We start from the raw sequence: 13,505 nt of genomic DNA, 5'->3' as shown, positions 1-13,505 counted from the left end.
AGAGGATACCTTTAACCGATAAATCGTGCATTCCCGTTTATCATTGAAACCGCATGATCAAGACCATCGGCAAATACGAAATCCTCCGGCTCCTGGGCAGGGGCAACATGGGCGAGGTGTACCTGGGCCGGGACCCGGTCCTGGAGCGGCCGGTGGCCGTCAAGACCATACGGCCCGGCGCGGCCTTCGAGGGGGAGGGCCAGGCCCGCTTCGAGCGGGAGGCCCGCGCCATGGCGGCCCTGAACCACCCCAACATCATCACCGTCTATGATTTCGGCATGGTGGAGGAGGTCTGCTACCTGGCCATGGAATTCCACGAGGGGGAGGACCTCGCCACCCTCATCCAGCGCGGCTCCCCGGGCCGGGCCGACCTGCTGGAGGCCCTGGCCCAGGCCTGCGACGGCCTGGGCTTCGCCCACGCCCGGGGCATCGTCCACCGGGACGTCAAGCCGGCCAACATCCTCGTGGGCGGCAAGGGCAGGCACCCCGTGGCCAAGCTGCTGGACTTCGGCGTGGCCAGCGTGGACCGCTCGAGCCTCACGGAGCAGGGCACCTGGATGGGCACGGTCAGCTACATGGCCCCGGAGTACCTGGAGAGCGGCAAGGCCGGCCCCGCCGCGGACATCTTCGCCGCCGGGGTCATCATCTTCGAGATCCTCTCCGGGGGGGACCGGCCCTTCACGGGCGAAGGCCCCACGGCCATCCTCAACGCCATCCTGCACAAGCCCCCCAGGGAGCTCGCCCCGGACCACCTGCATGGCGTGCCCCGGGCGGTGGTGGACGTGATGGACAAGGCCCTGGCCAAGGATCCCTCGCGCCGCTACGCCACCGCCGAGGAGCTGGCGGCGGCCCTGCGGGAGGCCCTCGCGGCCCCGGCCCAGGCTCCGGAGCCCCCCCAGCGCATCGTCGTGGGCAGGGGCGGCGGGGCCACCTGCCTCAGCCTCCGGGTGGCCCTGCGCCTGGCCCGGAGCGGGGCGGTCATCGAGGTCCTGCCCGGCGTCTACCGGGAGGCGGTCCTCGTGGACAAGGAACTCACCCTCCAGGGCTCGGGCGACCCGGCCCTCATCGTGGTGGAGTCCCCCGCGGGCCCCTGCGTCACCGTGGACGCGCCCCGGTGCGACGTGCGGGGCCTCACCCTCCGGGGCGCCGGCCCGGGACCGGCCGCGGACCTGCGCTCCGGCCACACCACCCTGGAGGCCGCGCTCGTCACCAGTCCCGCGGGCCTGGGCCTGCGGCTCCACGCCGGGGCGCAGGCCACGGCCCTGGACTGCGTCTTCGAGGACCACGCGGGCGGGTCCGTGGAGCTGGGGCCCCGCAGCTCCTCCCGGTTCGTGCGCTGCGAATTCAGGCGGAGCGCCTGTGCCGGGGTGCTGGCCCTGGAGGGCGCGCAGACCGCCCTGGAGGGCTGCCTGGTCACGGGCCACGCGGGGGCCGGCGTGCACGCCACGGAGGGCGCCCGGGTCCAGCTCGCCGGGTGCCGGGTGGCGGGGAACCCCGGGCTGGGCCTTTGCGCCGTTGACGGGGGCCGGATCGTCCTGGCCGCCTGCGAAGTCACCGGCAATGGGCAGCCCGGGCTCCTGCTGCACCGGGGCGGTTCAGCGCAGGTGTCGGGAACCCGGGTGGTCGACGGCGCCTCCCTGGGCATCGCGTGCCACCTGGAGGCCTCACTGGCCATGGACCACAGCCTCGTGCGGGGCAACGCCCCCGGGGGGCTGCTGCTGGCCGCCGGGTCCCTGGCCCCGGAGCTGGGCGAGGGCAACACGATCGAGGACGCGATCCTAAGGTAGGAGCTCTCCCCAGCCCGTCCCCTCCAGGGACAGGCCCCGGTAGGCGGGGTTCCCCAGGAGGTCCAGCATGGGATCCGCCTTCCGGGTGACGAAGGCGATGGGCAGCTCCCCGAAGGACCGGAGCAGCGGCTCCAGGTGCCGCACGGCGCCGACGGCCTCCAGGCCCCCGGCGAGGCTGGGCTCCAGGTCCACCAGGAGGAGCCGCACCGGCGCGGACCCCGCCTCCTTCCAGAGGCCGTGGGCCCCGAAGAGGTCCGGCGCGGCCTCGAAGCGCCAGTAGCCCGCGGCCCTCAGGTTCGCCTCCAGCCGCTCCCGGTCCTCGCCTGGGGGCCCCACCAGGAGGAGCCTGGCGCACCTGCGGTCCAGGGCGCCCAGGGCCTCCAGGCCAGGCGCCGCGGGGGCCGGAGGAGGGGCCTGGGCCCGGGCCGGGGCGCTGACCTCCAGGGGGCCGGCCTCCGGCCGGTAGCCGCCCGAGGACAGGCCGCTCTGGCGGTCCCGCAGTTCCAGGAACCGGGAAAGGAGCAGCTTGTCGGCCTCGCCCATGCCCATGAACTGGACGCCCAGCTGCAGCTCGGAGTCGGCCTGCTGCACCCGCACCACCTGGCCCCGGAGCTCCAGGTGCTCGCCCTTGGGGAAGCCGCTGACGCGCAGGAGGCTGAAGATCATCCCCCGGTCGAAGAGCACGGCGTGGGGCGGCAGGGGCATCCCGTCGTCGAGCCTCAGCATGCGGTCCACCCGGAAGGCCAGGCCCCCCATGGACAGGCTCAGCAGGGGTCCGGTGAGGCCGTGCCCCGGGACCTCGGAGTCCTGCCCGGCCACGTAGAAGTTCTCCCGGGGGCGGAAGGGGTAGCGCTTCCAGAGCCGCCGGTCCGACGCCGTCAGGGTCGCCGGGCCCTGGAAGCGGTACTGCAGATAGCCCTCCCGTCCCACGAACCGGATGCGCCCCTCCAGGCGCTTGCCCTGGGTGGCGAACACGAGCTCGAACGGCGCCCCCTCCGCCAGGGCCGGCGGCAGGGGCCGCAGCAGCTTGAGGACCAGGTCCCCGGAGCCGGCCTCCACCTTCAGCAGGACGGCGGTGTACGGCAGGGTCCGCGTGCCCTCCACCTTGATGGGGAACTCCGCTTCGGTGGCCATGAGGTCCCGGAGGGCCTCGGCGACGAGGGCGGGTTCCCGGATCTGGGCGCCGGTGGACATTCAGCCCTCCGCCGCCCGGGGCGTGGCATGGATCGGGGATTCCTGGATTCGCACGGTCTTACGATACCCCGCCGCGTCGCCTCGCGCCACTCACCGGGCCGAGTGGCCCTTGACGTCCTCGAAGGGCGCCCGGAGCAGGGGAAGGTCCCGCTCCAGGTCCCCGCTGGGGTGGAAGGGGGGCAGGAAGCGCACCACGTGCTCCGGGTAGTCCAGGGCCACCGGCAGGATGGGGACGCCGGCCCTGGAGGCGATGTGGTAGAACCCGGACTTCCACTGGCCCACCTGCTTGCGGGTGCCCTCGGGGGACAGCGCGATGTAGAGGGCGGGGGCCGCCTCGAAGGCCGACACGCAGGCCCCCACCACGCCGCTGGCGGCCCTGCGGTCCACGGGGATGCCGCCCAGCCAGCGCAGGAGCCCGCGGAAGGGGGGCTTGAAGATCGTGTGCTTGCCCAGCCAGGAGGAGCGCAGTTCCAGGGCCAGCACCACCGCCAGGCCCAGGGTGAAGTCCCAGTTGGAGGTGTGGGGCGCCACGATGACCACGGCCCGGGGGTCCTCGGGGAACCCGCCCTCCACCCGCCAGCCTCCCCAGGCCAGGTAGAGCTTTCCGAGCCACCGCCAGAGGCCGCCGCGGGCATGGCGGAGGGCGGCGGGCGGCGCGGGGAGGTCGGTCTGGAATCGCACGGTGGCCTCTCGTCTACAGCGTCTGGAGGGAGAAGGTCACGTCCAGGCGGATGGGGGCCTGGACCCTCATGCGCTCGGGCACGTGGAAGCGCCAGAGGAGCACGGTCTCCACGATCCTCGGCCAGGTCTCCGGGGGGCCCCCCAGGGGCGTGGCGGACAGCGGCACGCCGTCGGCGCCGATGGAGAGGCGCACGAGGACCGAGCCCTTGAGGCCCCGGACCGTCCCCTTCACCACCGGGATGGGCTGCAGGACGATGCGGAACTCGTCGTCGTCCACGGGCGCGGCCAGGATGCGCCGCACCGGGGCCGCCGCGGCGGGCCTGGAACCGCCGTCCCCCCGCGCCATGCCGTTGCCGCCCCGGGCCACGGGCAGGCCCTGGGGCACCTCCGGGGCGGCGGCTTCCGCCGGCAGGCCGCGAGGCTCCAGGTCCAGATCCGGCGTGAAGCTGGCTGCCCTGGGGAGGCTCGCCTGCAGCTTCTGGTATTTCAGCAGGTCCGGGTCCACCGTCCCCGTCCCGGCGGGATCCCCGGGGTGGGCGGAGGGCGGGGCCTCCCGGGGGGCGGGGTCCAGGACCTGATCCACCGCGAGCCGGACGCCCAGGACCCGGGTCCGTTCCACGCCGGCGGCGCGCAGGCGCGCCGCGCCGAGCGCCCACACCAGGGCCAGGGTCAGGCCTGCCGCGAGGGCCAGGCTCAGCCCCCTCCGGCTCTCCCCGACGCCGGAGAGGGCCAGCTCCAGATCGAGATCCGGCTCGAAAAGCTTTTCCATGGGTACATTAGGCCAGCAATCCGGGAATAATTCCTGTTCAGATCACCTGGCTGATATGCATGGCCTTGAACCTGCCGCCGCTGGCCTCCGCGGCCCGGGTGAGCTGGATGAGGCAGCCGGGGCAGGCCGTGACCACCACGTCGGCCCCGGTGGCCTCGATGTTCGAGGTCTTGCGGGCCAGCACCTGGGCGGCGGCTTCGGGGTGGTCCATGTGGAAGGTGCCGGCGCCGCCGCAGCAGGCGTCGGACTCGCGCATGTCCACGAAGGTGCCCGCGGCCTCCAGGAGCTGGCGCGGCTGGCGGCGGATCCCCTGGCCCCGCACCAGGTGGCAGGGGTCGTGGAACGTGTACGTGCGGTCCCGGCGTTCCGGGGACTGGTAGCCCATGCGCACGAGGTACTCGGTGAGGTCCAGCACCTTGGCGCTGAAGGCCGCGGCCCGGTCCCGCCAGAGCGGATCCTCCCGGAAGTGGGAGGCCAGGTGCTTGAGGGCCCCGCCGCAGCTGGCGCAGTCGGTCACCACCAGGTCGGCGTCCTCGAAGAGGGCGATGTTCTCCTTGGCCAGGTCCAGGAAGGTGGCGCCCATGCCGTGGGCCAGGTGGGGAAGGCCGCAGCAGGGGTTGTCCGGGGAGGTCACCTCGCCCAGGCCGCCCAGGAGCTTCAGGGTGGCCTCGGCGGCGTCCGGGAACATGAGCTTCATGCCGCAGCCCTGGAAATAGGCCACCCGGGCGTGGGTGCCCAGCTGCGCCGGGGACACCGGAGCCTCCCCGCCCAGGGCCGCGGGACCGGCGAAGGCGGCCAGGAAGGCCTTGCGGGGGAATTCCTTCGGGACCAGGGCCGAGGGGAGGAAGCGCAGGAGCCCGAGGCGCCGCAGCGCCCCCAGGGACAGGGCGCCCAGGCCCACCAGGGCGCGGCTGCGCAGCACGGCGCCCACCAGGCGGTACTTCGCGGTGGGACCGCCCGCGCGGTCCGTGAGGACCTGGCGTACCCGGATCATGGCCTCGTCGGTGGCCACCTTGTTGGGGCAGCTGTCGGCGCAGGCCCGGCAGAGCAGGCAGAACTCCACCGCCCCGCGCACGCCCGCGCCGGGCTCGAGGCCGCCCTCGGCCAGGCCCCGGGCGATGGCGTTCTTGCCGCGGGCGCTGGAGCGCTCCACGTCGCGCACCTTGAACAGGGGGCACACGGTGAGGCAGGTGCCGCACCGGTCGCAGCCCGCCACCAGGTCCTTGGCTTCCTTGAGGAGGTCGTTCACCAGATCTTCCCCGGGTTGAGGATCCCCTTGGGATCGAGGCCGGCCTTGATGGCCTTGAGGGTGCGCACGCCCGTTTCGCCCAGGGCCTGGGCCAGGTAGGGGCGCTTGGTGATGCCGATGCCGTGCTCCCCGGTCAGGGTTCCCCCCACGGCCAGGGCCGCCTCGAAGATGGCGTCGACCGCATGGTGGACCCTTTCGGCCTGCCCGGCGTCGGCCATGTCGCAGAGCACGGACGGGTGCAGGTTCCCGTCCCCGGCGTGGCCGAAGACCGGGATGAGGAGGTCGAACTTCTTCGCGATGGCGCCGATGCGGCGGACCACCTCGGGGAAGGCGTCCCGGGGCACGGAGATGTCCTCGCCCAGGCGGTTGGGGGCCAGGGAGGCCACGGCCGAACTGAGGCCGCGCCGCACCGCCCAGAGCTCGTCGCTCTCGGCCTTGTCCTTGGCCACCTTGAATTCGAGGCAGCCGCAGGCGGCGGCCACGTGGCGGATGCGCTCGTACTGGCCGTCCAGCGAGGCGGCATCCTCGCCGTCCACTTCGATGATCACGCAGCAGCCGGCGCCCGCCGGCAGGGTCATCTTGCGGTGCCTGGCCACGGCCTCGAGGCTGACGTCGTCCATGATCTCCGCGGCCGAGGGGACGATGTCCTCCTTCAGCATCCGGTGGACCGTGGCGCAGCCGTCCTCCATGTCGGCGAACATGAGCCGCAGCACCCCCCGCTGCTTGGGCAGGGGGATGAGCCGCAGCAGCACCTTCGTGATCACCCCGAGGGTCCCCTCCGAGCCCGTGAAGAGGCTCGTGAGGTCGTAGCCGGTGACGTTCTTGATGGCCTTCCCGCCGGTCTCGAGGATGGCGCCGTCGGCCAGGACCACCTGGAGGCCCATGACGTAGTCCCGGGTGACGCCGTACTTCACGGCCCGCATGCCCCCGGCGTTCTCGGCCACGTTGCCGCCGATGGTGCTGAACTTCCAGCTGGCGGGGTCCGGGGGATAGAAGAGCCCCCGGGCGGCGCAGGCGTCGTGCAGGTCCATGGTGCGCACGCCCGGCTCCACCGTGACCATCATGTTGGCCTCGTCCACTTCGAGGATGTCGGTCATGCGGTCCAGGGCGAGGGAGATGCCGCCCTCCAGGGGCACGGAGCCCCCGGTGCGCCCGCTGGCGGCGCCCCGGGGGGTGACCGGGATGCCGGCGGCGTGCGCCAGGGCCATGACCCTGGAGACCTCCTGCACGGTGCGGGGCCGCACCACCAGGTCCGGCTTGCGGGCCGGGACCAGGGGCAGGAAGGAGGAGTCGTAGGAGTAGCCGAACCGGTCCACCTCGCCGTCCAGGACGTGGTCCTGGCCCACGATCAGCCGCAGTTCGTCGAGAAGCGTGGTCACCGGCATGTCATTCTCCTACTTCGTGAGCCCGAGCCAGGTCCAGTACGTCAGGGCCATGACCGTCATGAAGACGGCCGCCAGCAGGCTCATCACGGCGCCGGTCTTCAGCATCTCCTTCGAGGTGATGTGGCCGCTGCCCATGGCCACGGCGTTGGGCATGTTGGTCACGGGGAGCAGGTACTGGTGGGGCATGTTGATGCCGATGATCAGGGCGAAGGCCATGGGGTCGGCGCCGATGGCCACGGCGTGGGCGATGATGATGGGTGTCAGGGCCGTGGTCTTGGGGCCGCCGCCGGTGAAGAACACCTGCAGGGCGGTGATGAGCCAGATGATGATGATCAGCTGGGCCACGTGGGGCAGGTGGATGAGGGGGCCGAGCATGGTCCCGGCCATCCACTTGGCCGCGCCCGAGGAGGCCAGGGCTGCGCCCATGGAGAGGCCCGCGCCGTACAGCACGAACACGTTCCAGGGCACCTTGGACTGCGCCTCCTTCCAGCCCATGATCCCCTTGGCGGGCCAGAGCAGGACGATGACGGAGGCCATGCCGACGATCACCACGTTGACCTTGTGGAAGGAGTCCGTGGCCCAGAGCACCAGGGTCAGCAGGAAGACCACCAGGGTGTACTTCTCGGCCTTGGAGAAGGGGCCCAGGGCCTCCAGCTCGCTCTTGATGTAGTCGTGGCCGCTGCCCAGGGTCTTGATCTCGGGGGGCCACATGAGGCGGAGGATGTAGACGGAGAGGAAGGCCAGCGCGAAGGCCGGCACGCCGCCCACCTTGAACCACATGGACCAGGAGATGGTCTTCTTGGTGGCGGCCTCGATGAGCCCGACGGTGATGGGGTTGCCCACGTGGGCGGTGAGCACGCCCATGCTCATCATGGTGCCGCTCATGGCGACGATGAACATGAGGGCCTTCATGATGTTGCTCTTGCCGTGCTCGGCGTTGAAGGCCTGCCCGATGCCCAGGATGATGGGCAGCATGAGCAGCGTCCGGGCCGTGATGGACGGCACCAGGAAGGTCATGACGGCCATGACCGCGGCGACGGCCCAGTAGATCTTCACGGCGCCGCCGCCGGCCATGTTCACCAGCGTCAGGGCGACCCGCTTGGAGAAGCCCGACTTCTCCATGCACCCGGCCATGATGAAGCCGATGACGATGAGCCAGAGCGCCGTGTTGGCGTAGCCCCCGAAGGCGTTGGGCAGGGTGGTGGCCTTGAGGGCCGCCAGGAGGAAGACGATGAGGAGGCCGCTGATGGCGTCCTCCAGGGCCTGGGTGACCCAGACGATGATGGCGAAGACCGCCACCCCCAGGGCCGCCTTGCTGGTGGGGGTCAGTCCCTTCACTTCGGGAGTGAGCCACATGATTCCGGCCAGGGCCGCGAAGGCCACGACGAGCGCGACGAGTTTCTTGCGTTCCACGTCAGATCCTCCTATGGGGCATGCCAGGGTGTACCTTCCATATCGGGCCACGGGAAGGTTCACGTCCAGCCTGGAGCCACCGGCGACCCTCCCTGGCGTACCAGCGGCCCGGATGCCGCTACAGGCCGAAGACGCTCTTCAGCCGGGGCAGGTACATCCGCCCCACGGGGATCTCGGCCGGGGCGCCGTCCCGCAGGGGCTTGAGGTGGATCAGGTAGGCGTGGTTGAACCAGGGGGTGAGGTTCGCGACCTGGTCGACGTTGACGATGTAGTTCCGGTGGCACCGCAGGAAAAAGGCGGGATCGAGCCGGGCCTCGAACTCCGTGAGGCGGGTGCGGGTGGGCCGGCTCCGGCCGTCCAGGGTCTCCAGGAAGACCTCGCGCTCCCGGGCCACGATCATCCGGATCCGGTCCACCGGCACCACGTCGAACCCGGTGGCGCCCTCCACGAGGATGGTGCGCGGGAACCGGGGCGCTTCGGCGGCGATGCGCCCCGCTCCGGCCATGCGGTCCCGGATGCGCAGGAGGTCCGCGGCGTCGAAGGGCTTCAGGAGGTAGTCCATGGCCCGGACCTTGAAGGCCTCCAGGGCGTACTGCGCGTACGCCGTCACGAAGACCACCCGGGGCGGCCGGGGCAGCTCCGCCAGGCGCGCCGCCAGCTCCAGGCCGCCCATCTCGGGCATCTGGATGTCCAGGAAGACCAGGTCGGCCCCCTCTTCTTCCAGGAAGGCCAGGGCCCGGGCCCCGTCGTGATAGACCCCCACCACCCAGGCCCACTCCTGGGCCTCCAGGAGGGTCTTGAGCTCGCCGCAGATCAGCGGCTCGTCGTCCACGATGACGGCCCGGAAGCGGCTCATGGCATGGCCTGGGCGGGGAGGGAGAGGCGGGCCACGGTGCCCCGGTCGGGTCCGGCACTGGAGAGCACCAGCCCCGAGGCGGGCCCGAAGATGAGGCGCAGGCGCCGGTGGACGTGCTGCAGGCCCAGGCCCAGGCCGGTCTCCGAAGGGGTGCCGCCCCGGAGGTTGAGGCGCTCCAGGTCCCTTTCCTCGATGCCCAGGCCGTCGTCCCGCACCTCGATCCAGGCGCCCTGGGCCTCCCGGCCCGCGCGAAGGGTGACGGTGCCCCCCTCGCGGCGGGGGCCGATGCCGTGCTTGATGGCGTTCTCCACCAGCGGCTGGAGGATGAACACCGGCAGGATCAGGCCCAGGAGCTCGGGCGGCACCTGGATGTCCCCCTGCACCCGGGTGCCGAAGCGGGCCTTCTGGAGGCTCAGGTAGAGCTCCACGGTCTGAAGCTCGTCGGCGAGGGTGGTCATCTCCTCCCCGCGGTCCAGGGACCGGCGCAGGAAGACGGACAGGTCCTTGATCACCGTGCGGGCCGCCTCGGGATCCGTGCGGGTGAGGGCGCCCACGGTGGTCAGCGTGTTGTAGAGGAAGTGGGGGTTCACCTGGGCCTTGAGCATCTGGAGCTCGGCCTGGGCCAGCAGGGCCTGCTGGGTGGCCTGGGCCTTCATCTTCTCCTGCTCCCGGTACACGTCGCGCACCACCAGGAGGAAGATCCCCACCGCCGCCGCGTTGGCGAGGATGGTGGGGATGGCGATGGTCCGCTCCAGCTGCCAGGCCTGGGCGAAGGGCTTGGACATGAGCAGGATGCACGCCTTGAGGTTGAGCTCGGCCAGCACGGCCGTTCCCAGCGCCACGGGCACGGTGATCCGCCGCGCCCCCAGGCGCCGGTAGACGAGGCCGCTGATGAGGCCCGCGAGGACGTTGGAGACCAGGGCGGCCAGGGCCGTGTAGCCCCCCATGGAATAGCGCACCGCCCCGCCCAGGAAGCCCGCCCCGATGCCCACGAGGGGCCCGCCGATGAGTCCCCCGGCGATGGGCCCCACGATGCGGGTGTTGGCCAGGGCGCCGTGCACCGGGATCCCGATGAAGTTGCCCGCCGCCGAGAAGGCCCCGAAGACCAGGGCCAGCACCAGCTGGTCCTTGGCCCGGTAATGGGAGTCGGTGATGGCCCGGCGCACGGAACTCAGCCGGGTCACCAGGTAGGCCCCGAGCCCGTTGAGGGCCAGGTTCCGGGTGATGTCCCACACCAGGGCCCCGTCCAGGAAGCCCAGCACCTTGCCGGTGGCCATGGACATCATGGCCGGCCCGGGAAAGCAAGGGGTCCGCGTGGAGGCATGTTGGATTATCCATTAAATGCGCTGGAAAATCTCCCATTGGGTTGGGCCGGGTGATTCGATTAGTGGCCAAAAACGACTCAGCATTTTACTTAAAATAAGATCGATCGCGATTCAATTAGGGGCCAGAATTGAATCAAGGCGGTTCAACCATGGCCAGGGCCAGGACCGGACACACGTTCATATGGGAGCTCCCGGGTTGGCCTGCGCTCGCGTGGGATTCCTTACGCTTGTCCGGCCCGCTGGATTCGGCCCGCCGCGCCCAGGCCGAGCTGCTGGGCGTCGTGAGGGCCATCGGGGGCTTCGCCGCGGGTGAAACGGCGGTGGAGGCCATGGCGCGGGAGGTGGTGAACAGCAGCGCCATCGAAGGTGTCAGCCTCGACCTGGAATCCGTCCGGGCCTCCATGATGCTCCGCCTGGGCGTCGCGACGAACCTCGCACAGGCCACCGGCAGCCTGCGGCGGGTCGACCCGGTCGTCAACATCCTGGCCGAGGCGGCGGAAGGCTGGCGATCGCCCCTCACCCTCGAACGGATCTTCGGGTGGCACCGGGCCCTCTTTCCCAGGGGCGTCCCGGACGGCCTCCGGACCCTCCCCGCCGGCGAGCTGCGAGGAGACTACCCCATGGTCGTGGCCACCCTCGGGCGCCGCCCGGGAGAACCGGAGACGGTCCACTTCGAGGCCCCCGGCCGCGCGGGGCTGGAATCCGGCCTCGAGACCTTCCTGGACTGGTTCAACCATCCTCCCGAGGGCCTGAACGGCCTTCTCCGCGCGGGCCTCACGCACCTCTGGTTCGTCACCCTGCATCCCCTGGCCGACGGCAACGGCCGGCTCGCCCGGACCCTGACCGACCTCGCCCTCTCCCAGGACGAGCGGCTCCCGCGGCGCTTCTATTCCCTGTCCGCCCACATCATGAGGAACCGGCAGGCCTACTATGACGCGCTGGAGCATGCCCAGCGCGGGAGCCTGGACATCACCGACTGGCTGGCCTGGTTCCTCGGGCAGGTGGAAGCCGCCACGGGCCAGGGCGTCCAGGAGGTGGGCCGGGTCCTGGCCCGGGGCCGGTTCTGGGCCGAGGTCCGCCGCCTCCCGCTCAACGAACGCCAGGAAAAGGTGCTCAGGAGCGTCCTTTTCCCCATGAGCGCCGACCTCGCCGTGAGCAACCGCCGCTACCGCGCCATCACGACGACCAGCCGCGCCACCGCCGTGCGCGACCTCGCCGCCCTGGCGGAGATGGGCCTGGTCGTGCCCTTCGGGGAAGCGCGGAGCGCCTCCTACCGGGTGGACCTGGACCGCTTCCTGCCGGAGGCGTTCAGAAGCTGATCAGACCAGCAGGCGGAAATTCCAGGCGTCCATCATCTCGGGCGCCTCGGTCTGCCGGGTGGCCGGGGACGGGGTGCGGGGGCCGGCTTCCGCCCCATCGCTTCCCGGCGTGCGGCCCTGGGAGCCCTGGCTGGCCTTCCGGGCGTCCATGGGGGCTGAGGTGCTGCGGAGGACTGGGGACATGTGAAACCTCGCTGGTGGGAATGGGATGAAAAAAAGCCCCGCGACCTTTCGGGTGCGGGGCGGTTGGGTTTCTTTCCTGTGCGTTCTAGAAAGCCCCCGCCCCGGGTCCGATAATTACGACCGTAATGAACAGGCTGGCAAGGGCGAGGACGGCCTCCGGCACGCGCGCTCCCCGGAGGCCGGCGTGAGCGGCGACGGGAGCGGAGGTGGAAGGGAGCTGCATCATGTGATTCAAGAAATAGGCCCTGCCTGGCCGCGTGTCAACGCGCGCGGGACATCCTGCGCGGAATGAATAGGTCCATAAGCAAAGCCAATGATTCAGGGCCGGAAGATGGCGAACACCGTGATATCGGGGTTGGTGAACGTGCCCGCGTCCTCGGAGAACCCGAAGCGCCACCTGGGCAGGGACCGGTGGCCGAGCACCCAGTGCTGCTGGACCCCGGGCCGGTCGATCCAGTCGACGCCCACCTTGTAGGGGCTCTGGTGGTACTGCAGGGTCACGTCCAGCGCGAAGCCCCGCCAGAAGCCCGGCCCGTCGTCCCGGAACCCGAGTCCCACCCAGGCCCGGCCCAGGGTGCGCCGGGGCATGGCCTGCCGGAAGGGGCTCCCCGCGGGCAGGCCCAGGTGCACGCCTTCGAGCTGGCCGTGCAGGGTCCAGCGGCCCCAGGCCCGCCAGCCGGCCACCCCGGCCATCTCGTTGATGCCCCCGTCCGTGGACCAGTCCCGGTCGCTGCCGGTGGGCAGCTGGACGCTGACCCCCACCCGCCCGCCGGCCTCGCGGTCCCCGAAGCCGATGGCGTAGGCCACGTCCGTGCCCAGGAGCCGGGTGGCCGGCCGCCGCAGCTCCGCCACGGTGCGCCCGTTCACCACCAGCTGGTAGTCGATGCGGTTCCGGGGCACCTGGTCCCGGCCCCCGTCGGGCAGCGCGAGGGCCTTGTGGAAGGTGGCCACGGCCTGGTCGCCGATCCCCCCGGAGCTGTTGACGCCCCTGAAGCGCACATTGACCCGTCCGGGTCCCAGGCGCCAGGCGAGGTCGGCGGTGAGCTGCCAGTCCTCGCCGTCCAGGGCCGCCCGGGACCGCCCGTCCAGGCTGGTCTCGTTTCCCGTGGCCAGGAACTGGCTGCTGGCCTCCACGGCGAACGCGTTCACGCCCTCGGGCAACGGCTCTGGGAAGATGCGGAACCACACCGCCCGGTTGTTCATGGGCGTCTCCTGTCCCGCCGCGGCCAGGCCCGCCAGGGTCAGGGCCGCAGCACGCACACAGGTCCATGTCATGGGCCACCTCCGCATCCGCCGACACCGGCCCGCGCCGGGCGTCTCGACTAGCAGGTTAACGGCCCGGGG

Annotated in this window: 12 protein-coding genes; 2 read left to right on the top strand and 10 right to left on the bottom strand. The window is 71.4% G+C overall.

The annotated features are described in order from the left end of the window. The first annotated feature begins 53 nt into the window (after positions 1-53). On the top strand, positions 54-1,787 hold the full coding sequence (locus ACZ5MC_RS03250; protein ID WP_306598875.1) for a protein kinase domain-containing protein: 1,734 nt from the start codon (positions 54-56) through the stop codon (positions 1,785-1,787). Here ACZ5MC_RS03250 and ACZ5MC_RS03245 read toward each other — a convergent pair. The 8 genes from ACZ5MC_RS03245 to ACZ5MC_RS03210 form a co-directional block, all read right to left on the bottom strand. After that, entirely contained in the window at positions 1,779-2,981 is a 1,203-nt protein-coding gene (locus tag ACZ5MC_RS03245; RefSeq protein WP_306598874.1) for a PilZ domain-containing protein, read from the bottom strand. The two genes, ACZ5MC_RS03250 and ACZ5MC_RS03245, sit on opposite strands and share 9 nt — an antisense overlap. Before the next feature lie 90 nt (positions 2,982-3,071). Next, complete coding sequence (locus tag ACZ5MC_RS03240) at positions 3,072-3,662, bottom strand: 1-acyl-sn-glycerol-3-phosphate acyltransferase (RefSeq protein WP_306598873.1); 591 nt, start codon at positions 3,660-3,662, stop codon at positions 3,072-3,074. Positions 3,663-3,675: 13 nt separating this feature from the next. After that, complete coding sequence (locus ACZ5MC_RS03235; protein WP_306598872.1) at positions 3,676-4,431, bottom strand: hypothetical protein; 756 nt, start codon at positions 4,429-4,431, stop codon at positions 3,676-3,678. A gap of 37 nt (positions 4,432-4,468) precedes the next feature. After that, positions 4,469-5,680 (bottom strand): (Fe-S)-binding protein, encoded by a 1,212-nt coding sequence (locus ACZ5MC_RS03230; RefSeq protein WP_306598871.1) that lies wholly within the window; start codon positions 5,678-5,680, stop codon positions 4,469-4,471. Further along, positions 5,677-7,065 (bottom strand): FAD-binding oxidoreductase, encoded by a 1,389-nt coding sequence (locus tag ACZ5MC_RS03225; RefSeq protein ID WP_306598870.1) that lies wholly within the window; start codon positions 7,063-7,065, stop codon positions 5,677-5,679. Before ACZ5MC_RS03225 ends, ACZ5MC_RS03230 begins: the two co-directional genes overlap by 4 nt. 9 nt (positions 7,066-7,074) lie before the next feature. Beyond that, on the bottom strand, positions 7,075-8,478 hold the full coding sequence (locus tag ACZ5MC_RS03220) for an SLC13 family permease (protein WP_306598869.1): 1,404 nt from the start codon (positions 8,476-8,478) through the stop codon (positions 7,075-7,077). A gap of 118 nt (positions 8,479-8,596) precedes the next feature. Then, a complete protein-coding gene (locus ACZ5MC_RS03215) occupies positions 8,597-9,334 on the bottom strand; it encodes a LytR/AlgR family response regulator transcription factor (RefSeq protein ID WP_306598868.1) in 738 nt (245 codons plus the stop codon). Then, on the bottom strand, positions 9,331-10,611 hold the full coding sequence (locus tag ACZ5MC_RS03210; protein ID WP_464517028.1) for a LytS/YhcK type 5TM receptor domain-containing protein: 1,281 nt from the start codon (positions 10,609-10,611) through the stop codon (positions 9,331-9,333). Before ACZ5MC_RS03210 ends, ACZ5MC_RS03215 begins: the two co-directional genes overlap by 4 nt. Positions 10,612-10,808: 197 nt before the next feature. Between ACZ5MC_RS03210 and ACZ5MC_RS03205 the strand changes: the two genes are divergently transcribed. After that, the gene (locus ACZ5MC_RS03205) at positions 10,809-11,978 is read left to right on the top strand and encodes a Fic family protein (RefSeq protein ID WP_464517027.1); all 1,170 of its coding nucleotides are present in this window, start codon (positions 10,809-10,811) and stop codon (positions 11,976-11,978) included. On the opposite strand, the gene ACZ5MC_RS03200 is transcribed toward ACZ5MC_RS03205, so the two are convergent. Further along, a complete protein-coding gene (locus ACZ5MC_RS03200) occupies positions 11,979-12,161 on the bottom strand; it encodes a hypothetical protein (RefSeq protein ID WP_306598865.1) in 183 nt (60 codons plus the stop codon). It abuts the gene before it with no gap. Positions 12,162-12,479: 318 nt separating this feature from the next. Continuing rightward, positions 12,480-13,436 carry a DUF3187 family protein gene (locus tag ACZ5MC_RS03195; protein WP_306598864.1) on the bottom strand — a complete coding sequence of 319 codons (957 nt, stop codon included), beginning with the start codon at positions 13,434-13,436 and terminating at the stop codon, positions 12,480-12,482. Positions 13,437-13,505 lie beyond the last annotated feature (69 nt).

It is taken from the genome of Mesoterricola sp. JemC181 (assembly GCF_055384585.1).
The sequence above is the reverse complement of the archived record's forward strand: the minus strand, read 5'-3'. Positions and strand labels throughout refer to the sequence as shown.

What these genes read in the sequence shown, in the direction of transcription:
- ACZ5MC_RS03250 (WP_306598875.1), top strand. Translation starts at nt 54, where the DNA reads ATGATCAAGACCATCGGCAAATACGAAATCCTCCGGCTCCTGGGCAGG.
- ACZ5MC_RS03245 (WP_306598874.1), bottom strand. Translation starts at nt 2,981, where the DNA reads ATGTCCACCGGCGCCCAGATCCGGGAACCCGCCCTCGTCGCCGAGGCC.
- ACZ5MC_RS03235 (WP_306598872.1), bottom strand. Translation starts at nt 4,431, where the DNA reads ATGGAAAAGCTTTTCGAGCCGGATCTCGATCTGGAGCTGGCCCTCTCC.
- ACZ5MC_RS03225 (WP_306598870.1), bottom strand. Translation starts at nt 7,065, where the DNA reads ATGCCGGTGACCACGCTTCTCGACGAACTGCGGCTGATCGTGGGCCAG.
- ACZ5MC_RS03215 (WP_306598868.1), bottom strand. Translation starts at nt 9,334, where the DNA reads ATGAGCCGCTTCCGGGCCGTCATCGTGGACGACGAGCCGCTGATCTGC.
- ACZ5MC_RS03210 (WP_464517028.1), bottom strand. Translation starts at nt 10,611, where the DNA reads ATGGCCACCGGCAAGGTGCTGGGCTTCCTGGACGGGGCCCTGGTGTGG.
- ACZ5MC_RS03205 (WP_464517027.1), top strand. Translation starts at nt 10,809, where the DNA reads ATGGCCAGGGCCAGGACCGGACACACGTTCATATGGGAGCTCCCGGGT.
- ACZ5MC_RS03200 (WP_306598865.1), bottom strand. Translation starts at nt 12,161, where the DNA reads ATGTCCCCAGTCCTCCGCAGCACCTCAGCCCCCATGGACGCCCGGAAG.
- ACZ5MC_RS03195 (WP_306598864.1), bottom strand. Translation starts at nt 13,436, where the DNA reads ATGACATGGACCTGTGTGCGTGCTGCGGCCCTGACCCTGGCGGGCCTG.